Here is a 26,902-nt window from a genome sequence, read left to right as displayed (position 1 = left end):
CCATGACTAAAAAAAATACACCGGGATTATTGTACAATCTTCTGGCAATCGGTAGCGGAATTGCCGCTTATCATTTCTTTTCAGAAGGAAAATGGCTCACTGCTGTGCTGTTTGTATTAGTCCTGATTTTTTTTGTGGTTTTACTGTATTTTTCACTGACTTCTCAGGCTTCAAAGGTTGAAAAGATCATTTCTTCTATCCGAAAGAAAGACTTTTCTTTATTTCCTCAGGAGGAAGGAAGTGAACTTTTAGACAGTAGTATCCGGTTATATTATCAAAGCAAAGATGAGCAGTTTTCTTTATCCTCTTACAAACTGCTTTATGAAAGCATTCTGGATCAAATGGAAACGGGGCTGATGATTTTGTCTGAAAAAGATAAAAACTGGGAAGTATTTTATGTGAATGCAGCTTTCCTTGGTATTTTACAGGTTCCCAAATACAACCGCTGGGAGCTGTATGCTTTGAAAATACCGGAATTTTATACGATTATTGAAAAAACCGGTTATCAAAGTTCACAGGAGTTTTTTGATATTTCAATCCATGGAAACTCCGGGCAATCGTTCTCACTCAGAACCAAGCAGATCAAAAGTGTACAGCATCATTTTTATGTCATTACTCTTGAATCGGTTCAGAAAATCATTGAACAAAAAGAAAAACTAGCATGGAATAATCTGATGAAAGTGATTTCCCATGAGCTGCTGAACACTCTGACGCCCGTGAACAGCCTTATTCAAAACCTGGAATACATCAGTAATCAGGAAACAATAGACAAAGAAGATCAACAGGAAATGAAAGAAAGCCTGATGATCATCAATTCCAGATCAAAACAACTTTTGAATTTTGTGGATCACTACCGTCAGGTTGCCGAACTGCCCAAACCTGTTCTCCGTCCTATTTCTCTGAAAAAAGTGATTGAATCAGCCTCCCTTTTTCTGAAATCCGAGTTTGAAAAACACCAGATCCAAACGATTTTAAATATCGAAGATTACCTACTATCAGCGGATGAAAAAATGATTGAACGCTGCCTGATTAACCTTTATCTCAATGCAATTCATGCAGTTTCCGAAAAGACAGACAAGGTCATTACAGCCACTGTAAAATCTCACAACAATCGAATTATTGTAAGCATAGCAGACAATGGCTCCGGAATTACCCCGGAAATTAAAGATAAGATCTTCCTTCCCTTTTTTACAACAAGAGCCAACGGTTCAGGAATCGGATTGACCCTGGCCAAAAGTATTATGGAAGCGCATGGCGGATATCTCAATTATAAAGCATTGGAAGAAGGAAGTAATTTTGAATTATGGTTTTTACAATAATCTCATAGAATCCTGTAGTAATTTTTTACATATTTTAAAGCTAAAAGATGAAATTTTTATAAGATAATTTCAATATTAAAAAACTATTGACAATCAATACTTTAAATTAATGACATATTATTTAACATACATTTCATTAGGTCAAAAGCTTTTGATATCTTTTTAAATATTAATTTTGTCCTATATATTATTTTATGGAATTGAGTGCATATCTTGAAAAGGAAGGAGGGCTACCTAAGGAAATAATCACATTATTAGATGAAATATTTGATTATCAGGAATTGCCAAAAAACCATATCCTATTAGCAAATGGCAGTCGATCCAAACAAGTTTTTTTTATCGAAGAAGGCTTGCTACGTATTTTTTATTATAAAGACGGAAAAGATATTACCGATTATTTCTTTAAGGAAGATATATTCTTTTTATCAGTAGAAAGTGTATTTCTAAATCAGGAATATCATTACAGTTATGAATTACTGGAAAACTGTAAAATCCGTGTCGCCAATTATTCCAAAATAGAAGCTCTTCTCGATGCTTTTCCAAAGCTTAATGCTTTTGTCATCATGGTGATGGCTTACCATATCAAGATACTTTCTGACCGTGTTTGTGATTTGCAGTTTCAGTCTGCTCAAAACAGATATAGGGATCTTATCACTTATTCTCCGGATCTTGTACTACGAGCTCCACTGGGCTATATCGCCTCTTATCTCGGAATAACACAGCAAACCCTGAGCGTCATCAGAGCCACTACAAAGTTCTGATAAACTGATCATTCCTGTCCTTATTGCTGCCTGTATTTTTTAAGATATATTAAAAAAATACAGGCCAAAATGATTTTATTTTGTCAGATAAATATCATCCATGCAGGTTTATTCACCCATCAAAAACCCTTTTTCGTCCAGAATATCTTTTTTATTTTTTTTAATACTGGGATTCTCTTCCAGCAGCCTGAAATCCCAGGAGCTTCTGAATAATGAAAACAAAAAGTTTATTTTTGATTTCGGAGGTACATTTGGTGCTTTCTTCCCTTATAACGGTGAAGACGGATTTAAAAATACCATAGGATCAAACGCGATGACAACTTTGCAGGCGACTTATAAAAATTCCTATTTTGTAAGGTTTAAATTCGGGCAAACTACTGTTAATTATAAAACTCATGTTTCCTTCAACTCGTTACAATCTAAAGTCGATGTAAAGAGCAACAGTACAAGTATCGGTCTGGATATCGGATATCAAAGACTTTATGGCCGTTGGCAACCTTTCGTATTTGCGGGATCGGGTCTTGCCATTATCGAAGAGCCTAAGATTAGCTATCATTCATTTAATAATCAAATCGATTACGGGACAAAAAGTTCTACCAATCTTTATATCAATGCCGGTTTTGGGGTAAATTATATTATTTCCAAATCATTTATCATCCTGGGAGAATGCCAGTTTTATTCTGTTCCCGGAATATCAAAAAATTCACTGACTCATTTAAACGGAGTGAGTCCCGTCATTGGGATAAAAGCTCTTTTGTAGTTTCATTTTCAAGTATTTACATTTAAAATTCACCTAAAAAACATGAAGAAAAAAATTATTATAGGTACAGCTGTTTTATGTATAATCATAAGTGCCGTATTTTATTTCAAAGAAAAAATCAGCGATATTCTGGTCCTTAAAGAATATGCTGCTGTATTTGACAAAGACCATATTGCAGAAAGTTTCCGGACATTGCAGGAACAGTATCCTACCATTAAGTTTAATAAGAGTATAAGCCCCTACATTATTCCCAGAAATAATACAGAAGCCAATATTTTCCCTGTAGAATTTATGTTCAAAGGAAAAAAATATTTTCCTTTAGAAGAAATAGAAACCAGAGGAATTACTTCACTTTTGGTCATTAAAGACGGAAAAGTAATATTTGAAAATTACTACAGAAACAATCAGAAACAAAAACCGGTAATTATATTTTCAGGCACTAAATCTGTTGTCGGCTTACTAACGGGAATTGCCTATGAGAAAGGCTTCATTAAAAATCTGGAAGATCCTGCTGTAAAATACGCACCTCAACTTAAAGGAACCGTCTACGAGCAAGTGAAAATTCAAAACCTGCTGGATATGGCTTCGGGAGTAAAATGGTCTGAAGATTATTCAGATATGAATTCAGATGTGGTACAGTCTATTCTTTTTTCATTAAAGGGATCCCTTAATGATTATCCAAAAAGAATGACAAGAATGCGTCCTCAGGGAACTTTCAATCAATACATCAGTATGGACACTCAGGTACTGGGCATGGTCATAACTGGTGCCACAAAGCAACCTCTTCAAACATTTTTTACAGATTTTTTGTGGAATAAGATTCATGCAGAAGATGATGCGTATTTTCTGACTGATAAAAAGGGTAATCTTCTGGCGTATGGGGGATTAATTATTTCCACGAGAGACTGGTCTAAAATCGGGTTACTGATGTTAAATGCCGGAAAAAATGAAAGAGGAGAAACTGTTTTTTCAGAAAAATGGATCAAAAAATCGATTACCCCTATAGAGAGTTATTCAATACAGGGGAAACGAAAAAATTCAGACTCGGAGGAAGGCTATACCAATCAATGGTGGATTCCTATCAATCGTGACGGAACGGATTTTTCCGCGATAGGCGTTTATGGACAATCTTTATATATAAACCCCGAAAGAAAAATCATTATTGCCTCAAACTCAGCCTATGCACAATACAATGAGGATCCTGAAGGAGATTCACGCAGAACAAGAATGTTTCAGGCAATCGCTCAACATATTGATTCAATTTTAGTACAAGATAAGAAATGAAAAGAATAGTATTTCTATTCAGTATGATGATTATGTTTCTTTGCTGGGGACAAAATATAGTAGATAACCGTCTGAATTTTAGAACGGCCGGTTCTGCATACCGTCTTAAAGGTAAGATTCTGCAGGTAAATTTCTTTGTGTCCTGTCCGGGATATCCGGTATGGACCATGGATCAGAAAAATGAAATCATGGAGCTTTTACCTGAAGGTACAGGCTGGTTAAAAAAAGAAGCAGCCCGATATGGCCAGCCTATTGATTTTAAGTTTAAAAATTATGGCTACAAGACAGATATCATTTCAAATTCCACTCCACATGATGTTGATAATCCATTCTGGCAAAATGATCTTATAAAACAACTGGGATATCCGAGTATGATGGATTTTTATAATGAATTGAAGCGGAATAATGACTTTGACCAGGTTTATGTGGTATTCTTTATCAATAGAGAAGGCGTTTCCTATGCTAATCTCACGGATAGGGATTATGTCAAAGAAAATAAAGATTCTTTCCTGGAAACAGCTATTCTGTTTAATCAATTTGAAGGCAAAAGTCTGGTGGGAAAAGGTGAACGATATACCCTGCCCCATGAAATATTACATCTTTTTGGCGCCCTGGATTTATATGAAGGAGACGATCAATCTGCCTACAGTGAAGATGTTGCCATTCAAAAAATTCCCAATTCTATTATGCTGGGATCTGTAAGATTTCTGGATGAAGATGAACCCCAGTACGAACTACCGGAATATAAGATCGATGAATTTACAGCCTATTTTTTATCGCTTCATCACGAATACAAAAAATGGTATAAAACGCTATCAAATAAATGTAAGACTGAAAACTCGGAGTGATTTTAAACCTATGCTATACCTCATCTTTAGACCAGACGATCAATCCTGACAGACTGTTGTCACTTCCCGCTCCTACCTTTGCCTTATTAAAAGCAAGACAAAATGAAATTAACATCATTAAGAATTATCACTAAAGACATCAAACAGTCTGTTGAATTTTATGAAAAAGCAATCGGCTTAACCGCTCAATGGTATACAGAAGATTTTGCTGAGCTTTCTGCCGGCACAATTACCATTGCCATCGGAAGTACACGTACCCTGAAAATGTTTGGAGAAAATATGGCAGATTCAACAGGAAGTACGAACATCATTATAGAATTTCTGGTCTCTGATGTAGATAAAGAATATGAAAGGATTAAAACCATCACTGAGGATATTGCTCAGGAACCAACAACGATGCCTTGGGGTAACCGTTCCCTTCTGTTCCGTGATCCGGAGGGAAATTTAATTAATTTCTTTACTCCTGTAAGTATGGAAGCGATTCAAAAGTTTAGCTAAGACCCTTTATTTCAATAAAAAATACTGCCTGATTAAAGCAGTATTTTTTATTGTATGGTTTGTATTTTATCAGAATTTATTTAATCAACCACATCGTTTCGTTGATATCGTCTCCCCCCGGATATTGTTTATTGATTGCCTGAGTGAGATTATTATCGTTATTGTTAATTTCTGAAGAAGGGTACATCCATCTTTTAGGAATTTTCCCATTATTCAGGATTCCTTTTCCATCGGTGTTAAATTTAGGAAATCCCGTTCTCCTCTGATCATAAAATGCTCTCCATCCGGTATTAAAAAACAACGCAATATGCTTTTGATCCATAATCTGCTCTATTTCTTTTCCCGGCTGCAGATTAATTGTTGATTGGCCCAAATAAGCGTTGGTATCAGTCGTATTAACTTTGTAAAAATTCATAGAAGCATTGATTGCTTTTAAGTAATATGCATTTGCATTTCCGGCGATCCATCCACGAACAGTAGCTTCTGCCAAGATAAATTGTAATTCGGCATATCCCATTAGTAATCCCGGTTCATTGATAGGATCATTAAAGTACCTCGGATTAATTCTTGAGGCCAGTCCATTAGAAGCTCTGGTGGAGTTCTCTCCCAAATCACCACTTCCATATAAACCATCATAGTAACTATATGGATCTGAAGGGTCCGTTCCCACTGTACTGGTTTTCTTTTCTGCTATTTTAAATAACCTTGGATCTTTGGTATTTTTCAGCTTATCCATAAAACTCTGTTCCATATAATAAGCTGTTTTGAGATCATTACTATTAAAATATGGATAGCGGTTGTTCACCTGATTGTAGAAAGGAAGAGCTCCACTATCTTCACCTGTTTCCATAATGGGATTTTGAAGAGGATTATTGACAATATCTGCAAAAATCTGCTTTACATTCAGGTCCGAATCATCTGCTCTTTTTGAGAGATCTATCAGAATTCTCAATCGATACGAATTAATCAGCTTTCTCCATTTTAAAATAGCACCGTTATAAATAAGATCTCCCGATATAGGAGTATTAAGATCAGAAAGTTCTGTATTGGCCAGCGCAAGCTCATTAAGCACATTTTTATAGATAATTTTCTGATCATCATATTTAGGGTAAAAATTATCTGTCTTTATCGCTTCACTATAAGGAATATCACCAAATGTCTCAGATAATGAAATAAAATAATAAGCTTTAAAGAAGCGAGCAAGTGCAATATATTCTTTTACTCCCTTTTTACTGGCTTCTCCCACCATCTTATCCACCTGTTTGATATAATCATAGGCTCCAAAGGATCCTCTCTGCCAATTGTAATACTGCTGGGCATTAACACCATTGATATAGGTTAACTGTCTTGATGCCAAAGCAGCTTCAGCTTTGATCGTACTAAAGGCATTGACCTCAATTCCTGGAAGGATATTGCCCGCATCTACACTTGTAGGACGGTTCGGGTCATCCTGATAATCTTCAACTCTGCTACAGTTGAGTAAGCTTAGTCCAATCATCAATAAGGATATATAAATTCTGGTTGATTTCATTTCAATTGTATTTAGGGTTAGAATTTCACATTGAGGTTTACCCCAAAGCTTCTTGTTGCCGGAGTCTGTAGCTGATCCATACCGGAATCCGGATCTACATTTTTAATATCAGAAGCCAACCAGAGGTTTCTTCCGATCAGAGAAATACTTGCCGAAGATACGTTCAGCTTATTCACAAAGGATTTTTCAAAATTATAGGTCAATGTCACTTCCCTTAATTTGATGAAAGTCTGCTTGTAGTAATGATAATTACTCTCAAAAGCATTACTTGTACTTTGCATATAAGCATTATAATTGACCGCAATATCATTGGGAGCAAAAATGCGGGTATCTGATTTTATAGTTCCATTCTGATTATAAGTAACAGATCCACTCACAACTTGCACTCCCGGTGCGATATATGTATTATGTCCTGCGTTGGCATCGTCCCTGTACTGGTTGACAGTTCCCGGGGCAATCCCTCCCCACCACATTTTTTGATTGGTTGTAGAATACATCGTTCCGCCAATTCTACCATCAAAAAGTAAAGAGAGTGAAAAATTGCGATAGCTAAAATTATGGGAAAATCCATACGTCCAGTCCGGATCAGAATATCCCATTTTGCTTTCAAACGGAGCAGTGGAATTTACCGGATATCCGTTTTTCAGTACCAATTGCCCATCCGGGGAAGTTTCATAAGGCATAGCAGTAAGTTTATCCATCCTTTCTCCCACCCGGACAAAATTTTCCCGACCATTGGCAGGATTGTAAACCGTAATATAGTCTTTACCGCCATAGGCTTCTTTTAAATATTTTCGATACCTGCTAAAATTAAGCTGAGAACTCCATTTAAAATCTGAATGTTTGATAATATCTGCATTCAGGGTAAATTCTACCCCCCTTCTTTGATATACATTCCCGTTTGTAAGGTAATATTTATAACCTACGCCTTCTGATAAAGGAATTTTTGCAAGGTTATTGTAGTCACGGGTTTGAAAATAGGCAACATCTAAACTAATCCGGTTCTTCAGCAATCCGATATTCGTCCCCACTTCCCATGAGTCTACGGTTTCAGGCTTGATATTCCCATCAATCAGAATGTCTCCGAAATAAAATGAAGATTGTCCGTTCCAATTGACATTGCTTTTTTCAAAAGCTGAAATATAGCCGTAAGTGTTATCTGCTATTTTTCCGGTAGAAACCTGGGCAAATGATCCCCGCAACTTGGCAAAATTGATCCATGAAGGAAGAGTAAGCAGTTGATTCAATAGTAAAGATCCTGAAATGGAGGGATAGAAGTATTCATTATTTCCCTTCGGCAGGGTTGAAACTTTATCATAACGGGCAGTCATATTCAGGAAGAATGTTTTATAGAATTCCATATCTACATAGCCATATACACTATTAATCTGTTCATATTCTTTTCGGTTTCGGCTTCCATCCGTAGGTAAAAATAAAGGGCCTATACTGTTGAATAGATTATACCATCCCGGAGTAACCAGACCGTCAGTCCGTATTTCACTATTCTTAAGTTCTCTGTAAAAATTAGAGATATACGCTTCCCCGCTTAATGTAAAGTTATCAGAATAATGATTCTGATACTTAAGTCCTAATTCTGAAGTCATATCAAAATAATTTCCGGTAACCTGAGTGTAATTCCCCAGTGATTTATTACCATATCCAATATAACTTTTGGGCTCCCTGAATTCGCGATTCAAACTGTAGATATTAGCGCCTACCCGAGCTTTCGCTGATAAATTCGGAACGATCTGGTATTCCACATTAACATTCCCCAGTACATTATCCTTATAATATGGCCTTAGGTATTCATAAGCCTGAAAATAAGGGTTGTTATAATAAGACACATTATAATGTCTTTGCTGATAGCCTTCTTTTCCTGCTACCCAATAATTTCTCAGGTCTCTTACATCGACATCAGCTCCGGTCCACAACACGAGATTATACAGATAATTGGTTGGCCCATAGCCTACTTCCGGAAAATTGGAAGTATATTCTTTATTATAAGTTAATGTAGAATTAATCATTAGATCCTTAATAGGATTTACAGATCCGGCCAAGCTGATGGATGTTGTTTTCAAATCGGTATTCGGTACAATACCTTTCTGATAAATATTGGAAAAGGAAAGTCTGAAAGTCGCCTTTTCGCTTCCCCAGTCAACGCTTACATTATTTGATTGAATCAATCCGGTTTGAAAGAAATTTTTAATGTTATCTTTTCCCCGTGAAATCCATGGCAATGGAACCAGTTTTCCTGTTACAGGATCCACCGGGCTGTTGTACTGAGGTGTCTCAAAATACCCGCTGGGTGTGGTGGGGTCCTTTTGATCCAGCTTGGGTCCCCAGATCCATCCGCCGCCTTCACTGCCGGAGCCTTCTCCATTCATATAGGCATACTTCCCATTATTCCCGCCTCCGTAGACTGTTTGAACTGTTGGAATACGGATAAAAGAAGTCTGAAACATTGTAGAGTTGTTAAAGGAAACAGTCATCTTTCCTTTTTTCCCTTTTTTTGTGGTAATCATAATGGCTCCGTCCTTACCAACAGATCCATATAATGCTGAAGCAGTAGGACCTTTTAATACACTGATGTTATCAATATCATCTGCATTTACCCTCCATAAATCAGCAGTTCGGTCCGGTACTCCGTCAATAACAATAAGAGGTTTTGCACCTCTCAGATTAATGCCCGGATCCTGAAAAAGATCAGTGCTGTTTTTAATATTCAATCCGGCAACACGTCCTGAAAGTGAGTTGATAAAGTTGGGTTCCTTCGCTTTTTCAAGAACATCTCCTTTTACCTCCTGCACAGCATAGCCTATGGCTTTTTTTTCTTTTTTGATTCCTAAAGCTGTAATAACAACCTCATCAATCTTTTTTTCATGGGCTTTCAGGGTATCAGCATCTCCAATTTGGGACACTTTTTGGCCATACGCTTCCCAGCTGACGACTAAGCCCAGCCCAATTAAAATTTGTAATTTCATGAGTATATTCCTTTATTTAGTGTGTGTATTGATCCAGGTATTCAGGAAACCCTCTTTGGTTTTCAGAACAATTTTATAGATATCGGAATGATCGGTTTTCAGCGGATAGGTAAACTGCCCGCCACCAAGTTTTGTTTTTCCCAGCAGTTGATAGGCATCTTTACCCTTATTTTTGAAATTATTGGTCTCTGTCATGTAAACTTCTGCCCATTCATCAGAAGGATTTGTTGTTTTCCAGGTTACCTTAAGTACTTTATCTGATAATTGAGCATTCAGGTGATAAGCTGTCCTGCTTTTAAGTAAGTCAATACCATCTATTTCCTGTTGAATCTCTACAGGAACCTTCAAATCCAGAAAATTGGTAATTGTCGGTAGTATATCTGTGACTGCTACGCGATTATTCTTTGCATATGAATTGATATTGGGTTTGTTAATGGCAATCCATGTATTACGTTCTCTATCGCTCTGTCCGCCGTGGCCTTTACCATTGCTTGCGGACCTTCCATGATCTGTAGTTACTACAAATAACCAATCCTCTCCAAATTTTGCCTGGCGCCCTTTTACCGCATCGTATATCTTTCCGATGAGACGATCTTCAAAAGAAATTGCTTTATACAAAATGTCACCATCTCCGTGACGGTGTCCCATATCATCTGTAAATTCTAAATATACCCAAGATACATCCGGAGCATTTTCTGTAATATAGCTTGCTGCCTTTCCGGCTACAAGGCTGTCGATTTTACGGATATATTTGCTTTGTTTGTCATGGGGAAAATTCAGGGTATCCTTTTCCATTCCATCATAAGAAAAATCCATTTTCACTTTCCCCGTAGCTTCAAGATTTTCGCCAATCAACTTGGTACGGTTGTCTTCCCAGGTTGAAAACACGGCTGTTTTTTTATCCGGAAACTGATCTTTAAAGAGTCTGAAAATCGTCGGATAGCTATAATTAGGATTTTTGATATCATTGTCATAAACGTTATGTTTATTAACCCACGTTCCCGTCAGCAAACTATTATACCCTACTGCCGAAATGGTGGGGGTCTCACTATACCCTCCTTTTTCTCCACCAACGTAAGCTTTCAGCAATGCTCCATCCTTTTTAATCCTGTTAAGATTTGGAATTTCAGCTTTATTCAACATATCTTCAGCGATACCGTCTACAATGATAAAAACCACTTTTTTTCCGGCTTTATGATTCTGGGCAAACGCGCTACAACTGATAAAAGAAATGAGAATAAACAGAATTTTTTTTAAGGATTTCATATGGATTTTTTTATTTTGGCAAAATTCTATAATAAAACGGGCTTATGTCTTAACAAAATATTAACAAATACACTGAAAATATTAACTTTAATTAAAATTTTTGTTCTTAACAGCTGACAATAGCCGCAATTATTGATTATTATTCAATTTTAATAAAAATATAATTTCAGCAAAAGAATAGTTTTAATTTATTATTATCTCTAAAAGTATTTTTTCATCAAAAATAATTTACATAAACTCACAAAATACCTTAGTATGAACGGTTCTTTAACGAAATATTTTCTGTAAACACTTATATTTGAAATCTGCATTAATAGAAAACAAGCGATTAAATCATGAACTTACAATCGTATTTAGAACTTAAAGTAAATAATTTTGAAGACGAATTATTTCAATTTCAAATTAAAGGATCAAACAACTATTTTTCGGGAACAACTATTTTTTATGAAGATGTTGAATTACTCAAACATTTAAGTAGCCGATTAATTGATTTTCCAAAACATGAAAAGTTTATTTTCTTTGAACTTGGAGATAAAGATTCGGGATTTTCAATAAGGTTTTATCCTGCTGATTCACTTTCCCATATTGGTGTTAAGATAACAATAGCAGCCGAAATGTTAATTCGTGCTGAATCTCAATGCAGAGTAGAATTTGAAATAATGGTAGAACCCAATGCAATTGATGATTTTCGAAAAGCAATTAATCAGATTATTTTAAAACGATCGGGAATAGCAATTCTGTACGGAAATGATAATAGACTTTCCTAACAAAATTTGTCTATTGCTGTCATTTTTCAAAGGAATAAATTTATTCTCTAGATTTTATATTCATTTCCATCGAAATTGACAAACCAATTACCCCGGCAACTTCGTTGCCGGGGTAATTGGTTTAGAAAAATAATCTCTTTAATAAAGATAAATGTGAAAGTTGAAAAGAGAGAAACAGTATTTTTCTTTACTTTATTTAATAAGTTTAAACATTTTCTTTTCCTGAGTTGGACTCGGTTTATTTACTTAAAAACTCAATAGCCTTGCTTACAAAAGCCCCATGATTCTGAAAAAAAGAAGCATGGCCTGAATCCGGCAAAATCACCAGTTCTGCATGTTCTATATTTTGAGCCGTATTTTTCGCATTCTGAACAGAAACCGGAAGGTCATTTTCGCCATGAACGATAAGTACGGGATTTTTAATATTCTTCAGCTCTGTAAGCGCATTGGTGTTAGGCTGTGCCCAACTTAAAACTGCTGTAAACTGCGAATTTGAAGACGCATCGCTTAATGGAAGATCTCTTTCATGGGTACGAAGCTGAATTCTCGCAAAAGAGGCTTTCCCCGCCGCGATACTTGTTGCAGACTCTGTAAAACCAAACTTCAGAAAGGAAGCTTCAGGACTTAATCCGGCTGTTCCAGCAATAATATTCGGTAAGTTGGATAACCCGATTGCTCCCTGTGGGCCGGTTCCTGTTAAGATTACTTTATTGATTAAAGAAGGATTGGTCAAAACCAGTCTCTGAGCCACAAAACCACCCATTGAAAATCCCATAATATTAACTTTATTCAGATTCAGGGTCTGAATAAAATCGATGGCATCATCAGCCATGGCCTGAACCGTATTCGGTGTATCTCCTTTTGAAGTGGCAACTCCTTTATTGTCGAAAATAATTACTTTATATTTTTTGGACAGTCCATTGGTTACCGCAGGATCCCAATCATCCATAGAGCCTCCCAATCCGGGCAATAATACCAATGGAATTCCATCTTCTTTTCCCAGCACACGGTAGGCAAAAGCAACGCCTTTAACATTTACCCATTGGGTTTTGGCTGTTTGGTGGTCACGATTTTGTATCTCCTGTAACGTGGGAGGCTCATTTTCTTCCGTACAAGACATGGTCACTACGGTAAAAAGACTTAGACATAAAAGGCTTGCCACGGAAATTTTTCTGATTGTTTTCATTGCAGTTTATTTTTGTTTGATTATGATGCAAACCTACACCTCAAACATAAACGGAACACTCGAAAGCTTATCCAACAAGGCATTTCAGGGAGTCAATCAGACATTTGGAAGGGTGAAAATTTAAAATAAATCTAGGTTGTTCTCAGCAGATTCAAAGCTGTCATCGCTTTATCGGCATCCTCTGTTGAAACAAAGATATGATCGTGATAATAAGCCGCTACCACATTACAACTTATATTTTCCTTTTTCAAAGCATTGGCAAAAGCGGCTGTTAAGCCCACTGCCTCCAGTGAAGAGTGAATATTCAAACTAATCCAGGAAGCAATATAGGTATACTTCCACTGCCATTGATCTGCAATCTTCTTTTCGACAACAACGGTAATTGCTTCAGCTTCTCTGAAGAAAAATAAAATCTGTTTTATCTCTGGAATCTGGCTCAGATCTTCAATAGTACAAAAAACATATTCTCCCGGATTCAATATGGGCTCCATATGTTGAAGCAGTACTTTTAAATCTTTTTCTCCTGACATCTTTTTTATGCAAAACTAAAGGATAGGTTTGAGCATTGATTTATCATTTGATAAAAAAAGAGTCTCTTTAATCTGTTTTTTAAAGTATATGTAAAAAAAGAAATCTCAAAAACGATAGCATATCATTAAAAGTTATAACGAGTTCCCTATATTTTAAGGCACCAGAAAAGGCCTTGATTATTAGAAAATAAAAAAAGGAGGCCTCTCTCGCCTCCTTTTTGGGAACTTGCCTTATAAGACCTTTTTTTCAACTTCTTTATGTGTATTTGTGTTTTTTTGGCTTTTTTTCCAAGAAGTCGGTAAGGTCACATACGCTTCTATATATTTCTTTTCATCATTTGTATTCGTATAGTACTATAGTTTATTATTCTAATAGTCATAATCATTTACCTGGCTGCAAAAAAGTAAAATAATCATTTAATTTTGCGTTTTTCTCATTAGGTAAATTTTCTACTACAAAGTAACGACATTACAGAATATCATCACCTACGATACCCATCGATACATCTCGGTGGTTTTATAGATATTTATCGATATCGTATTTTGATGATGAAAAAGAGTATAAAAAGGCTAGATTTTATGGTGTGTTTTGATCAGATCAACCAGCTCAACAAGATTTTCTATTTTTAGCTTTTCAAATATATTTTTCTTGATTGTGCTGACGGTATTTTGCTTGATATTCAATTGATTGGCAATCTCAAGATTTCCGTATCCTTCCGCATACAATTCAGCAATTTCCAACTCACGCTTTGTTAAAGAGCTTAAGGGACTGATTAAATTCGGGTTATACATAAACTGAACCAATAATTGCCGGGAAACATCCGAAAAATATTCCCCTTTCTGAATAAAATGTAAAAGCGCTTCCTTTATTTCGTCTTCCTCACTCAATTTACTAAGGTAGCCATTGGCTCCTGCCTTGATAAATTTAAGCGCGTAGAGTTCTTCTTCAAGCCCTGTGAAAATCAAAATTTTAATATCGGGGTGTGCACTTTTTATCTGAGGTAAAATGTGTAAACTGTTTCCATGCGGGAAATGAGCATCGATAATTGCCATTTCGATTCCCTTCGATTCTATCAGTTCGGTGATCTGTTCCAAAGAGGAAGTATGATATACCTTTGCATTGGGAGCAATTTCATTGATGACAATCTCCATCCCTTGTCTTACGATACTATGATCATCTGCGAGAAGGAATATAATTTCTTTATTCTCAATTTTTAACTCCATTATTATTAGTATTTAAAATTAATCTGAACGTAATCTTTGTTCCTTTATGCAACTTACTGGAAACAGAAATATCACCATCAAAAAGCTCTACAATTTCTTTACATAAATTAAGCCCTAACCCTGCACCAAGATTATCCACCTCATCAGAAACCGTACCCTGGTAATAAGGCTCAAAAATCTTTTTTAAATCTGATTCTGAGATTCCGATTCCTGTATCAGTCACCGTTGTTGTAAGTGCAATCCTGTTTTTATCCATCGGTTCGGTGATCATGGTAAGATCAATCTGTCCGTTTTCGGTAAACTTGTTGGCATTTCCCAAAATGTTCATAAAGATCTGATTGATTCTGATACTGTCAGAATGCACTATCATATTTTCAGGAATCATATCAGACACCACAAACTTATTATTTCGGGTTTCAATATAAGGAGTAATGACTTTTACGATAGAATTCACCTCTTCTTTAAGATTAAAAACCGTGTTGATAAGCTTTTTCTCAGCATCCTGGTTTTTGGTATACTCCAGAATCTGATTCGATTGCAGAAGCAAAGTACTGTTGGTAAACTTTATGGATTTCAGATAATCCTTAATTGTCTCATCCTGTGTAGTCCTGTAGATTTTATCGATGAAAATATTTATAATTTTTAAAGGAGATCTCAGATCATGACTCAGCATTCCCAATATTCTGTTTTTGAAATTAAGGTTGTTATTAATTTCCTCATTCGCTGCATTAAGCTTCCTTTCATAAATAAAGGCAACCCTTGTAAAGTACATGATCAGAATGGAAACAATAAACATCAGAACCATCAAGCCTAACACCAGATACCTTCTGATCTTATTATTGTCTGAACTTTGCTGATTGTATTCTTTTTCCAGTTCCGATTTAAAATCCTTGATAGCATTTTCATAAACTTCTATCAAACCGTTGCTATATACCAACAATTTGCTGAAATTACTGTAAAAACGGACATTCTCTTTTTGGTTTTTAGCAGCGTACAACTGAACTTTTTTAACTTCAGCAGCATAATGCTTATCCATAGACTTCATTACATTATCCATCTTTGATTTTAAGTTCGAAAGATCTACGGCTTTGTTATTGGTCATTGTAACCACGGTACTTTCCTTCTGAACTTCCACATTACCTGTAATCGCATCTTTCAAACGACCCATGAAACCTTTCTTTTTAATAGTATCAGCATAGGTGCGGGTTTGAATATTGAAATCTTCAAAATTATTCTTATACTTCTCCGGCTCATACTGCTTGTCCTCTATTTTTGCCGGCGGGTTCAAAGAAGTTTTATATACAGAATCGATCAATGTTTTCAGCCTCGTTACTTTTATAGTATCTTTCTTGCGCTGAGTAAGCATATCTTTCAGCCTTGGACTTGTATTTTCATACGCACTTATTCTGTCGAAATTATTTTTCAATTTCTGAAGTGACTGAAAATAAAGCTGTAGATCTTTATTGTCCTGGGTAGCCATATATTTTTGAAGATGTGCCTGGGCTTCCATAAAATCTTTTCTGGAATTATCCGTCAATCCTCCCAATGCCCTGCTTTCTTCCAGCTGATTTTTAATAAATTTCAGCTTTCTCTCATTGACAAATTCGTTGTAAAAAAAGATGGCTATGATCACCTGTATCAATAAAATACACAGGATCAAAGAGTAATGAACAACTTTCCTCAATTTAAAATTTAAGAATTTATATTTCATATCTACCTGTCAGCTAAATTAATTTTCTGTTTATTGAAGTTCTCTGGTATTAGTTTTTGAATAATATCACTTTATTACTTAAAATTATGCAAAAGCTGTATATGATTCATTTTAGCAAAGTTAAGTTAATTTTCGTCTTCTTATAATAGTATTTTTTTAATAAAAATTAAAAAATTCAATTCTACTCCACAGTAAATTACGCATAAAAATTCAAATTTCATTAACATAAATATATTTTCTAGCTGAGATACAAAAAAATTGAGATTACGTAAAAAAATTAATATTTCCTTAATATTCTCTTTTTTCATGTTTTATCATGCGTTATGCCTTTACCCATCGCAGGAATATTGTCCCATCCTGAACAAAAATTCACAATCAATGTCAAAGTTCATTAACAATAAGTAAAGCCTCAGATTTTTCTGAGGCTTTACTACTATACAAGTATGGACAATTCGTTAATATGAGTATCTATTTATCCTGATATGGTGTATTTTTAGTTCCTTTATTATATAATCTTTCAGTCAACTTATCCAATAATAATCTCCATACCTTTTTAAACCATGCAGTTTTACCAAACCACCGTATCATAATTGGGCTAGTTTTATAATAAATCGAAATAAAAAATTTTCCATACCATGTTTTATCTGATCTCTAAATCGTCTTAATATCCAAACTTCAGAACAGTCATAAGAGCCATAAACTGCAGTAGCAATGTAACAGGCCCCTTGCGATATATTAAAAACAGGGGCTTGATAAGATGCATCATGCTTTTTTATTTTTTCAACGTATTGATTAATTAAATCGTTATTTAATTTCTTGTTTTGAAGTAAACTCATATATTCACAATGCATTTTGACTCCAACTTTCCATGCCGCTGACGAAAAATCACCATAGACATCATCAAATACTACACTCAGGCGATCACCAAATTTATATACAATATTTGCGCATGAAGAAGCATTATTGATATACTGCTGAGTGTACTTATTTCTAATTTGAGCATCAATGGAATTGTAATTATTTTTTGCTGCATTGTAAAGCATTTCAGAAATAGAAGATAAACGCATATTGAGTTCTCTAATAACAATCCTCTGCTTATCATTATCTGCAATATTACTTTTAACTAAATTTAAAGTTGAGTCTATACAATTATTAACTGACACAGCTCCTATTTCAATTTCACCAATTTTGCATAACATTGCCTTACAATAAACAACATAAAAATTAGCTTCCCAACTGTTTGGATCTTTAATTAGAATCATATCATAATATCGAAGAGCATTTTCATTATTATTACTTTCTTTCGCTCTTCTGGCAATTTCATAAAGATTTGTCAATTCAGATGACACATCAATTTTCACAGTTCCTGTAACTTCGAGAGTCTCATCAGATACTGTTTTTTCGACTTTATCCGTCGAAAACGTGGCACCACAGGATTGACACGTTATAACATCTTGTTCTTTCACCAAATTGGTGCTATTACACATTTCACATACTAGAATTTTCATTATTTTTCTTTTATTTTTATTCTTAAACTTTATTATTTTAAATTAAAAATCAACTTGATCTATAATCAAATATATAAACAACAAAGGAGCGTCAATTACGGAAAACCACATTCTCAAAATTGATCGTTCTCAATTCTCACAATATTCCAAATCCATATCATCATGATTAGTATTATCTATTTTCCTTTGATGTTCTTCAGCCGATATTTTCCTAACTTTTCAGTTTGAAACGAAGTAGTCTTTGCCAATACTCAATGAAATTGAAGAAATACGTTAAAGCCTCTATCTTCAATGATAACGGTAAGGATTCAAAAGCAAATAACAGCAAAACAGCTTCATTATCTTATGACTAGTAAAGAATTTAATTCTAAGCAAGGCTTTACCTTCAGTAAACATGTCCCCGAAGAATTATCAAACTTCGACCGGGTCTTTGATATTTTCAAAGATTTGCTCACCCACACTTCCGGAGATATCGAGGAAGCTTTTGAATGGCTTGACATGCTTGATAAAGAATATGATATTTTCAATGACGAATATACCCTTCAGGATTTTGAAGAAGATTTGAAAAAGCGTGGCTATATCAAACAGGAAGACCCTGAGGAAGGCAATTCCGGACAAGGAAAAGGAAAAAATGTGTTGACGCCCAAACTGGAAGCAGCATTACGGGAATATGCATTAGATCAGATTTTTGGAAAACTGAAAAAAAGCGGCACAGGAAATCATCGCACAACAAAGACAGGAGTTGGAGATGAACGCGATGGCGAAAATCGTTCTTTTCAATATGGAGATGATCTCTCGGTAGTCAACATGACCGAAAGTTTAAAAAATGCCCAGATCAATAACGGAATCGCTGACCTTCGTTTAACCGAAGACGACCTTATAGTAGAAGAAACCAAGCACAAGGCTCAAATGAGTACAGTGTTGATGATTGATATTAGTCACTCCATGATTTTATATGGTGAAGACCGCATCACTCCTGCTAAAAAAGTGGCTATGGCTTTGGTAGAATTAATTAAACGAAAATATCCCAAAGATTCCATTGATATTATTGTATTCGGAAACGAAGCGTGGCCTATTAAAATAAAGGATCTTCCTTATCTCAAAGTCGGGCCTTATCATACCAATACAGTGGCCGGTTTGGAGCTGGCAATGGATATTCTTCGCAGAAAAAGGAATACCAACAAGCAAATTTTCATGATTACTGACGGAAAACCAAGCTGTATTCAGCTTCCTACCGGAGAATTTTATACAAATAGCTACGGTTTGGATGAAATGATTGTGAACCAGTGTCTCAATAAAGCGGCACAGGCCAGAAAATTGAAAATTCCGATCACAACCTTTATGATTGCTCAGGACCCTTACCTGCGTCAGTTTGTGGAAGCATTTACAGCTCAGAACAAAGGAAAAGCATTTTTAACAGGTTTATCCGGTTTGGGGCAAATGATTTTTGAAGATTACGAAAAAAACAGAATAAGGAGAATATAACCGAATGCTGGATTAAAGATTTTAAAGCATTCCAATTATATTTCTCATCAGATAATTATTATTACTTACAAGAAAATGAAAAACGATATTACATTCAAAGAATTAAAAAAATCCGGGTATACTGATCAAACAATCAATGAAGAAATCCAGGCTAATTTAATTTCAAGAATCAAGGCAAAAGAACCTGTATTCGAAGGACTTTGGGGGTATGAAGATACCGTAATTCCACAGTTGAAAAAAGCAATTCTGGCCGGTCATCACATCAATCTGCTTGGCTTGCGCGGACAGGCGAAAACAAGGATTGCAAGAAGCATGGTAGACCTTTTGGATGAATACATGCCTATTGTAAAGGGATCTGAAATTAATGACAGCCCGTTTCACCCTATTTCCAAATATGCCAAAGACCTGATTGCAGAAATGGGTGACCAAACTCCTATTTCGTGGGTACACCGCTCCGATCGTTTCTTTGAAAAGCTAGCCACTCCCGATGTAAATGTCGCTGATCTAATTGGAGATATTGATCCCATTAAAGCAGCAACTTTAAAATTGCCTTATTCGGACGAGAGAGTTCTTCACTACGGAATGATTCCCCGTGCCAACCGTTCTATATTTGTACTCAATGAACTGCCGGATTTACAGGCAAGGATTCAGGTTTCATTATTTAACATTTTGCAGGAAGGAGATATTCAGATCCGTGGATTCCAGCTCAGAATGCCTCTTGATATTCAATTTGTCTTCACGGCCAACCCGGAAGATTATACCAATAGAGGAAGTATCGTAACCCCGTTGAAAGACAGAATCGGGTCACAGATCTTTACTCATTATCCTAAAACGATTGCTCTTGCCAGACATATTACGGAGCAGGAAGCCAGGATTTCAGCTGAAGACCAATCACAGATACAAGTTCCCGATCTTGCAAAAAACCTCTTGGAAGAAGTTGCTTTTGCAGCCCGCGACAGCGAATATGTTGATGCTAAAAGCGGTGTAAGTGCACGTTTAACCATCAGTGCTATGGAGAATTTAATAGCTGCTGCAAAGCTGCGTTTAATAGAATCCGGTACTGAAAAAACTACAGTTCGTTTGCTTGATTTTATGTCAATTGTTCCGTCCATTACAGGAAAAATTGAACTGGTATACGAAGGAGAGCAGGAAGGAGCAGATTATGTCGCCAAAATGTTAATTGACAAAGCCGTTATACGACAATTTGAGAATGTATTTCCACGCATTCCGAAGTTGGAAAAAGAGGATATAAAAACCCCATATACAGACCTCATCAGATGGTTTAATAAGAATCACCTTCAGCTCAATTATAATGATACAGACGAAGAATTCTATGCTAAACTCAACAAAGTAGGTCCTTTGACAACAATTATTGAAGAAAATGCAGCAGACCTGAGCATCGAAGACCAAAATTTCTGCAGAGAACTGGTGTTATGGGCATTAACCATCAGCAGTAAAATAGACAAATCTGAAAACCAGTCCACCTTTACTTTTGATTCTGCAGGGATTGGTCAGTTTTTGAGAAATTAAAGGAATCATCAATTTAGAAATAAAGTCCTTCAGCCAAAACCTGAAGGACTTTTCTTTTTTATGTTGCGTTGAGATGAAGAAATAATCTCACAATTATTCAGAAAACACATTGCCTCCCAAAGCCAAATAAATTACATAAAAATGACTGCTGGAACTACATTTTCTGTACATTAAATACAGTACCAGCCGGATCGGTAATCCAATGCATATTTTCGGGAAGTTCCTCAATTTCGTCACAGGTTTCCACACCATTTGACTGCAGATATTTTGTTGCTTCTTCTACATCAGGCACAGTAAGCTGTAACCAGGTTTCGGAATGGGTATAATTGTCGACACAATCCAGCCAGATGACGTTATGCCCGAATTTCACCTCGTGAGTTCGCGAAACAGTGGGATTCTTAATCGGTTTTTCTTCAACAGGTAACTTCAGAATGTCCCTGTAAAAAGCAACTGTTTTTTCATATTTACTTTTCGGAATCTTGATTGCAATATTAATTCCTGCCTGAAATTTATTATCCATAGGTTATGTTTAAATAGTATATAATGTAATTAAATAAACGAGTTAAATCTTTGTCTTACATTTCAATTTCACCGGTCACAATTTCACCGGCACGTTTGTAATGGGTGATGAGCACTCCTTTTGATGTCAGATGACTTTCTGTTAAGGTAAAAGCTGAAGGAACCGAATGACTGTCAAACAATTTTTTCCCTTCACCAAGGATCAATGGGTAGATTTTAAGACGGAGCTCATCTACAAGATCATGTTGCAACAACAGATGAATAAGCTCACTACTCCCCCACACCTGAATATCTGCACCCTGAGATTGCTTTAACTTTTGTATATCTTCCACATCTTTAAGGAAAACGGTATTTTTCCAGTCCGATTGTTCCAGAGTCTGGGATAGAACATATTTAGTTCCTTCATTAATAGCCGGCCAAAAATCATCGTGATGCGGCCAGTATGAGGAGAAGATATCAAACGTTTTTCTTCCCAGCAGATAATCCGCAGGTTTCAATTCCTCCTGCATGATTTTACCAAAAAGCTCATCCCCATAAGAGACCGTCCAGCCTCCATATTTAAAATCTCCTGATGTATCTTCTTCTGATCCACCGGGCGCCTGCATGACTCCATCTAACGAAATCATTGATAAAACAGTTATTTTTCTCATTGCCAATATTTTATGTGATTGATAATTTATGTATCAGAAATTATTTTAAAAAGTTATTCAAATAATTTAAAATCGTTGCCGTCTGCATCATCAGGCTTACATGGCTTTGTCCAGGAACAATCGCCAGTTGAGATTTCGGCATCGGTGCCATATCTGCGGCTATATTACCTCCCAATAATTGATAGGTCTTCATAAGTTCCGGTTTATCCAATCCGTCATTATCACCGGCAATAATCAAAACCGGGGCGGAAATTTTAGCAATATTAGCATCACCCAGATCAAATGGTGTTCCTGCGGAAGCAATCATCTGTTCCAGGAATTTTGTCCATTTTGTCTTATCCGGCGCAACCGCATCATAAGCAGTATGCATAGGGCTTTTATCGAAAAAGGCCGGCTTCATTGTTTTCATTGCATTATTTATTTCAGGAAGCCATCCCATATTTTTATAAGTGGAAGAAATAATTACTAAATTCTTAAGCCGTTTCGGGCTTTGAATAGCAAACTCATAGGCTACCGTACCGCCAAAGCTGTAGCCCACGATATCAGCAGTCTCAATTTTCAGTTGATCCAGGACACCTTCCACATCTCTCGCTAACGTGGAATGAGATAATTTTCTGTCTGAAAACGGCGTGTGCCCGTGGCCTTGTAATTCGATTGCAATCACTTTTCTTTTTTTTGACAGCTCAGGGATTAATTCTCCCCAATTCAGATCAATGGTCATAAAGGCACCATGCAGCAAAACTACGGGGCTTCCTTCTCCATAGACCTCATAATACGTTTTAGCTCCGTTTACATCCGCATATCCGCTTTTCGAAGGTTTCATTTTTTGTCCGTATAATGATGATCCTGCCAATACAATAATCATCGTAATCAGTAATGTGTTAAAAAGATTTTTCATAATATGATGTGGATTTAGGTGATCAAAACTTAGATTCAAAATTAGTACGTAATGATGAAAGCAGGCTTGCCAAAGGGCAAGATTTTTATGTAAATGAATAATTCCATTCTTGATTTTTTTTAAAGCCCATTTACACCTCTTTGGATTTATTATAATTCACTTTATTTCGGGGAATTAACAGTAAAATACTTTATAAAAAGCTTATTTAAAAATAAATATTCTACAATAATTCCATTATAGTTGATAAAAATTTATTAATTTCGAATAGAACTAAAGTTAAATATTATGAAAAATTTGAAAAAAATTGAAAGACAGGAATTGAAATCTATTAAGGGAGGAATTAACTGCCCAGGAGGTCAGATTTGCTTAATCGGTGGAAAGTGGCAATGTATGCCGTTCGACGGATGTGGCGGTGGAAACCAGCCTTAATTTCTTCGTTTAACCCAACTTATTAAGTATGAAAAATACCAAAAAAATTTCAAGAGATCAGCTGAAAGCCATTAATGGCGGAGCATCAAGTTGCTCTCAAGAATGCTGTCCGCCTCCGGGAATAAAAAAATGTCCCTGGGTGATCTGTATTGCTCCATGTGATATATTGAGTTAAAAATTAAAAGGCCTTAGAATCTCAAGTTTTAAGGCTTTTTTGTATCTTTTTGTCGAGAATTCGAATCTTGTTCTAGTCGAAGGCTTACCTATTTACGAAAGAAATTATAGTATGAATACCAACAGTAAACAGATTTTAGAAAGTGCCAATTCAGCGATTACCAAAGGAGATTATGAAGGGTTTCTGTCTTTTTGCGCTGATCATGTAAAATGGAATTTCATCGGAGATCAGATTCTCAATGGAAAGGAAGAAGTAAGACAATATATGGCAAAAAACTACCTGGAGCCTCCAACATTCAAAGTAGAAAAACTAGTTGCTGAAGATGATATTGTTATTGCAGTGGGCAAAATAAGTATGAAAAATTCAGATGGAAAAACGGTTGATTATTCCTATTGTGATGTCTGGCGTTTTCAGGATAATAAAATGGTAGAACTGGAAGCCTTTGTCATTGAGGATTAATTAACAGAAACAACCAATTTCCACTCAATATCATTTCAATTACCTAAAAATAAGTGGTCACTCTGCATTTTTTTTAACCACATCAATCATGTGATCAATATCAAAAGGTTTTTGGATAAAATCATCAGCCTGACATTCCTGTGCGGTCTTGGCAACATTATGGGCAGTAGAAGTAAGAACGGACGAAACGTCCTCTGTATTGGGATCAGACTTAAGCTCTTTAATAACCTCTGAGCCTTTTTTCGATCCTTTGATATGATCATCTACTACCACAACATCAGGATCAATTTCTTCAATATTTTCGATAGGTTCTGTCGTCAAAGAAGGTGTTACATCAAAACCTTCATCTTCCAGCACTTCATCCATAATATTCAGGATGGCTTCGTTCTCCTGGATAAGAACAACCTTTTTTTTCATGCCGTGTAATTTTGGATAAATATATGAAGGATTATTGAATAATGAGATAAGAAATAATTTCATCAATTTTAAGGTAGAAAGGGTCTATTAAAAAAAAAAGGCAAAAACTCGTAAAGGATTTTGATAGGAAAAAGCCCCTTACTCACAACCAACGACTCCTAAAAGGTACAATAAAAAAAACGAATAAAACACAATATAACAGACTGATTATCAAAAAGATATTTGTAAATTTATTGTAGCTGAATTGTTTGCATGTTGCGGATGATTTTAAATTCTATACAAATGCATACATCATTCGCCTTAACGCATCCTCATTCTCAAACTTTAGATTCCCATTCTACACCTCAAGTAAGAATTGCCTACTTTATTATGGTGCATCATCAACCAGACGTATTTAAAGAAATGTTTGAGAAGATCTATACAAGGGATCAATTCTACCTTATTCATATTGACCGGAAAGCTCAAGCGGAAATGACAGAGATAATACAATTGTATCTTATACAGTTTCCTAATGTATATCTTTTAGAAAGTATGAATATTGTTTCGGGCGGATTCAGTATGATTCAGGTAGAGCTGAATGCAATGGAATATTTGTTGAATGTAAGCCACGAATGGGACTACTTCATCAATTTAAGCGGTGAAGATTACCCGCTTAAATCACAGAATATTATCCGTCAATTTCTGACCGTCAATAATGGAAGAAATTATCTATTTTATTATGATCAGGAGTTTTATAGACCCGATACGTTACGAAGAATACAAAATCATTTTACTGAATTAACGCATAAAATTTCTTCATTTATCTATAAAAGAGAATTTATGAAAGGGGTTACTCCTTATATTGGCAGAAAATGGTTTATTCTTACCAGAGATGCATGTGTCTTCATGACGAATAATAAAAGAGTGATAGATTTTGAAGATTATTATTTGCATACACTTTTACCAGCTGAATCATTTTTTCCGACAGTCCTTATGAACACAGCATTTAATGATATTATAGTCAATGATGATAAAAGAGCAATCATTGAAAAAACTTTTTTTTATAAAGAGCAATATATTGACAATTTAATTGAATCTCTGAAATCCGGCAATCATCTTTTCATTAGAAAAGTAAATAAGAAAACGAATATAAATATTCTTCAATATATACAGGAAAGTTACCTCGTACCTCTACCCCAGATTAATGAAATTGAAAGAGAAATTAAAAGAAATGATCGCCAAAATAATTAATTTTAAGTGGATCCGAATTTACGTTGGCATACCCTAATTCTAAAAGATCATCTTTATACTTTTTATAAGTTTGTGCATCACCCAACCAACAAAATACCGACAGCATTTTACAAGGCTATTCAAGTAAAAAGTTGTTATTTCACCGAGTAAACACAGAAGTTTAAATTAACTTTTCATAGGCGAATTAAAATGAATAGTCTTTATATACTGTTGTGATAAGTTCTTCAGACTGCAGATTTCTTGAAAAAATGGGATAATGAAAACGATCCAGTTTGTTAAGAATCCGGATCAGATCCATTTTTTCGTTGTATGTAAGATTTCCGGCAACAATATTGGTCGCCTGACGGATTTTCTCCATCTGTCGCTCCAAAGCCTGCAATCCGGCTTCCGAAATATGTATGAGCTTACTTCGTTTATCAATATCAGATTCGATCTGCTCTACCCAGCCCTGACGAAGCAAACGGGTAATAATCAACATTCCGACAGGTTTGTCGTGAATATTCTTCTTAATAAGCTCCATCTTGGTCATCTGGCCAAAAGCTTTAAGGTTGATTAAATAAATAAAATCTTCCTGTGTAGAAAACTCAGAATTTGAAATGGCAGATTTGGAATAGGTTTTTGCATATCGGTTGAGATGAACCAGCAACGTATTGATGGCACTTTCTGGTGTTCTTCCATTCTCCTTTCCTTCCCAGTATGGTTCATCAGAACTTCCGGGCTGCACGGGATTCTCTTTGTCAAACATCCATGTTTTAAAACCCTGCAACGTTCCCGGATAAGAATCGGGAGAAGCCAGGGTTTCAGTTTCAAACTGCTCCAGCAGTCCCATAAAATCTTTGATCAGTGTGTAATTCATTTCAATTAAATAGTTTACAAATATACTTTTTTAGAAATAAATAGTTGATTTAGACTTAAAAATAAAATGAGATACAATTC

26 protein-coding genes are annotated in these 26,902 nt (G+C 35.6%); 13 read left to right on the top strand and 13 right to left on the bottom strand.

Features of this window, described 5'->3' with window-relative positions; all coding sequences use genetic code 11:
• Window positions 1–2: 2 nt before the first annotated feature.
• From EG342_RS15205 to EG342_RS15180, 6 genes are all read left to right on the top strand, one after another.
• Window positions 3–1,319 (top strand): sensor histidine kinase, encoded by a 1,317-nt coding sequence (locus EG342_RS15205; protein ID WP_103293335.1) that lies wholly within the window; start codon window positions 3–5, stop codon window positions 1,317–1,319.
• Between the two features lie 194 nt (window positions 1,320–1,513).
• Complete coding sequence (locus EG342_RS15200) at window positions 1,514–2,080, top strand: Crp/Fnr family transcriptional regulator (RefSeq protein WP_103293336.1); 567 nt, start codon at window positions 1,514–1,516, stop codon at window positions 2,078–2,080.
• 100 nt (window positions 2,081–2,180) lie between these two features.
• Window positions 2,181–2,840 carry a hypothetical protein gene (locus EG342_RS15195; protein WP_103293337.1) on the top strand — a complete coding sequence of 220 codons (660 nt, stop codon included), beginning with the start codon at window positions 2,181–2,183 and terminating at the stop codon, window positions 2,838–2,840.
• A gap of 42 nt (window positions 2,841–2,882) precedes the next feature.
• Entirely contained in the window at window positions 2,883–4,124 is a 1,242-nt protein-coding gene (locus tag EG342_RS15190; protein WP_103293338.1) for a serine hydrolase domain-containing protein, read from the top strand.
• A complete protein-coding gene (locus EG342_RS15185; RefSeq protein ID WP_103293339.1) occupies window positions 4,121–4,972 on the top strand; it encodes a hypothetical protein in 852 nt (283 codons plus the stop codon). Before EG342_RS15190 ends, EG342_RS15185 begins: the two co-directional genes overlap by 4 nt.
• 102 nt (window positions 4,973–5,074) lie before the next feature.
• The gene (locus tag EG342_RS15180; RefSeq protein ID WP_103293340.1) at window positions 5,075–5,470 is read left to right on the top strand and encodes a VOC family protein; all 396 of its coding nucleotides are present in this window, start codon (window positions 5,075–5,077) and stop codon (window positions 5,468–5,470) included.
• Between the two features lie 76 nt (window positions 5,471–5,546).
• Here the strand turns inward: EG342_RS15180 and EG342_RS15175 are convergent, their stop codons facing one another.
• The 3 genes from EG342_RS15175 to EG342_RS15165 are packed head-to-tail and all read right to left on the bottom strand — an operon-like array spanning window position 5,547 to window position 11,248.
• Window positions 5,547–7,001, bottom strand: a complete 1,455-nt coding sequence (locus EG342_RS15175; RefSeq protein WP_103293341.1) for a SusD/RagB family nutrient-binding outer membrane lipoprotein — start codon at window positions 6,999–7,001, stop codon at window positions 5,547–5,549.
• 17 nt (window positions 7,002–7,018) lie between these two features.
• Window positions 7,019–9,982, bottom strand: coding sequence for a SusC/RagA family TonB-linked outer membrane protein (locus EG342_RS15170; protein WP_103293342.1), 2,964 nt, complete (start codon window positions 9,980–9,982; stop codon window positions 7,019–7,021).
• Window positions 9,983–9,994: 12 nt separating this feature from the next.
• On the bottom strand, window positions 9,995–11,248 hold the full coding sequence (locus EG342_RS15165; protein WP_103293343.1) for an alkaline phosphatase family protein: 1,254 nt from the start codon (window positions 11,246–11,248) through the stop codon (window positions 9,995–9,997).
• A 335-nt stretch (window positions 11,249–11,583) separates the two neighbouring features.
• Here EG342_RS15165 and EG342_RS15160 point away from each other — a divergent pair, with 335 nt between their 5' ends.
• Window positions 11,584–12,015 carry a hypothetical protein gene (locus EG342_RS15160; protein ID WP_103293344.1) on the top strand — a complete coding sequence of 144 codons (432 nt, stop codon included), beginning with the start codon at window positions 11,584–11,586 and terminating at the stop codon, window positions 12,013–12,015.
• A 238-nt stretch (window positions 12,016–12,253) separates the two neighbouring features.
• Here the strand turns inward: EG342_RS15160 and EG342_RS15155 are convergent, their stop codons facing one another.
• The 5 genes from EG342_RS15155 to EG342_RS15135 all read right to left on the bottom strand — a co-directional run bounded on the left by EG342_RS15155 (window position 12,254) and on the right by EG342_RS15135 (window position 18,174).
• Window positions 12,254–13,201 carry an alpha/beta fold hydrolase gene (locus EG342_RS15155; protein ID WP_103293345.1) on the bottom strand — a complete coding sequence of 316 codons (948 nt, stop codon included), beginning with the start codon at window positions 13,199–13,201 and terminating at the stop codon, window positions 12,254–12,256.
• Between the two features lie 131 nt (window positions 13,202–13,332).
• Entirely contained in the window at window positions 13,333–13,731 is a 399-nt protein-coding gene (locus tag EG342_RS15150) for an ACT domain-containing protein (RefSeq protein ID WP_103293346.1), read from the bottom strand.
• A 570-nt stretch (window positions 13,732–14,301) separates the two neighbouring features.
• Window positions 14,302–14,955: a LuxR C-terminal-related transcriptional regulator gene (locus EG342_RS15145; RefSeq protein ID WP_164465191.1), complete on the bottom strand. Its 654-nt coding sequence runs from the start codon at window positions 14,953–14,955 to the stop codon at window positions 14,302–14,304.
• Window positions 14,939–16,666, bottom strand: a complete 1,728-nt coding sequence (locus EG342_RS15140; protein ID WP_103293347.1) for a sensor histidine kinase — start codon at window positions 16,664–16,666, stop codon at window positions 14,939–14,941. The genes EG342_RS15145 and EG342_RS15140 overlap by 17 nt, the downstream gene beginning before the upstream one ends.
• Before the next feature lie 584 nt (window positions 16,667–17,250).
• Window positions 17,251–18,174, bottom strand: coding sequence for a hypothetical protein (locus tag EG342_RS15135; protein WP_103293348.1), 924 nt, complete (start codon window positions 18,172–18,174; stop codon window positions 17,251–17,253).
• Between the two features lie 345 nt (window positions 18,175–18,519).
• Between EG342_RS15135 and EG342_RS15130 the strand changes: the two genes are divergently transcribed.
• On the top strand, window positions 18,520–19,659 hold the full coding sequence (locus EG342_RS15130) for a vWA domain-containing protein (RefSeq protein ID WP_103293458.1): 1,140 nt from the start codon (window positions 18,520–18,522) through the stop codon (window positions 19,657–19,659).
• A 75-nt stretch (window positions 19,660–19,734) separates the two neighbouring features.
• The gene (locus EG342_RS15125) at window positions 19,735–21,189 is read left to right on the top strand and encodes a sigma 54-interacting transcriptional regulator (RefSeq protein ID WP_103293349.1); all 1,455 of its coding nucleotides are present in this window, start codon (window positions 19,735–19,737) and stop codon (window positions 21,187–21,189) included.
• 154 nt (window positions 21,190–21,343) lie between these two features.
• Here the strand turns inward: EG342_RS15125 and EG342_RS15120 are convergent, their stop codons facing one another.
• From EG342_RS15120 to EG342_RS15110, 3 genes are read right to left on the bottom strand one after another with little or no spacing between them, the layout of a single operon-like run.
• Window positions 21,344–21,709, bottom strand: a complete 366-nt coding sequence (locus tag EG342_RS15120; protein WP_103293350.1) for a VOC family protein — start codon at window positions 21,707–21,709, stop codon at window positions 21,344–21,346.
• Between the two features lie 55 nt (window positions 21,710–21,764).
• On the bottom strand, window positions 21,765–22,358 hold the full coding sequence (locus EG342_RS15115) for a dihydrofolate reductase family protein (protein WP_103293351.1): 594 nt from the start codon (window positions 22,356–22,358) through the stop codon (window positions 21,765–21,767).
• A 40-nt stretch (window positions 22,359–22,398) separates the two neighbouring features.
• The gene (locus tag EG342_RS15110; protein WP_246008630.1) at window positions 22,399–23,256 is read right to left on the bottom strand and encodes an alpha/beta fold hydrolase; all 858 of its coding nucleotides are present in this window, start codon (window positions 23,254–23,256) and stop codon (window positions 22,399–22,401) included.
• 285 nt (window positions 23,257–23,541) lie between these two features.
• Here EG342_RS15110 and EG342_RS25195 point away from each other — a divergent pair, with 285 nt between their 5' ends.
• From EG342_RS25195 to EG342_RS15105, 3 genes are all read left to right on the top strand, one after another.
• Window positions 23,542–23,685 (top strand): bacteriocin-like protein, encoded by a 144-nt coding sequence (locus EG342_RS25195; protein ID WP_164465190.1) that lies wholly within the window; start codon window positions 23,542–23,544, stop codon window positions 23,683–23,685.
• 28 nt (window positions 23,686–23,713) lie between these two features.
• The gene (locus EG342_RS25380) at window positions 23,714–23,860 is read left to right on the top strand and encodes a bacteriocin-like protein (RefSeq protein WP_213084021.1); all 147 of its coding nucleotides are present in this window, start codon (window positions 23,714–23,716) and stop codon (window positions 23,858–23,860) included.
• 111 nt (window positions 23,861–23,971) lie between these two features.
• Window positions 23,972–24,319 carry a nuclear transport factor 2 family protein gene (locus EG342_RS15105; protein WP_103293352.1) on the top strand — a complete coding sequence of 116 codons (348 nt, stop codon included), beginning with the start codon at window positions 23,972–23,974 and terminating at the stop codon, window positions 24,317–24,319.
• A gap of 57 nt (window positions 24,320–24,376) precedes the next feature.
• Here EG342_RS15105 and EG342_RS15100 read toward each other — a convergent pair whose 3' ends face one another.
• Complete coding sequence (locus tag EG342_RS15100) at window positions 24,377–24,736, bottom strand: response regulator (RefSeq protein ID WP_164465189.1); 360 nt, start codon at window positions 24,734–24,736, stop codon at window positions 24,377–24,379.
• A gap of 282 nt (window positions 24,737–25,018) precedes the next feature.
• On the opposite strand from EG342_RS15100, the gene EG342_RS15095 reads away from it, so the two are divergent.
• The gene (locus EG342_RS15095; protein ID WP_246008629.1) at window positions 25,019–25,966 is read left to right on the top strand and encodes a beta-1,6-N-acetylglucosaminyltransferase; all 948 of its coding nucleotides are present in this window, start codon (window positions 25,019–25,021) and stop codon (window positions 25,964–25,966) included.
• Window positions 25,967–26,150: 184 nt separating this feature from the next.
• On the opposite strand, the gene EG342_RS15090 is transcribed toward EG342_RS15095, so the two are convergent.
• Entirely contained in the window at window positions 26,151–26,822 is a 672-nt protein-coding gene (locus EG342_RS15090) for a MarR family winged helix-turn-helix transcriptional regulator (RefSeq protein WP_103293355.1), read from the bottom strand.
• Between the last annotated feature and the right edge of the window lie 80 nt (window positions 26,823–26,902).

The sequence above is a fragment of the Chryseobacterium lactis genome (genome assembly GCF_003815875.1).
Taxonomy (GTDB): domain Bacteria; phylum Bacteroidota; class Bacteroidia; order Flavobacteriales; family Weeksellaceae; genus Chryseobacterium; species Chryseobacterium lactis.
Note: the sequence above shows the minus strand (reverse complement) of the source record. Positions and strands in the feature narration are given on the sequence as shown.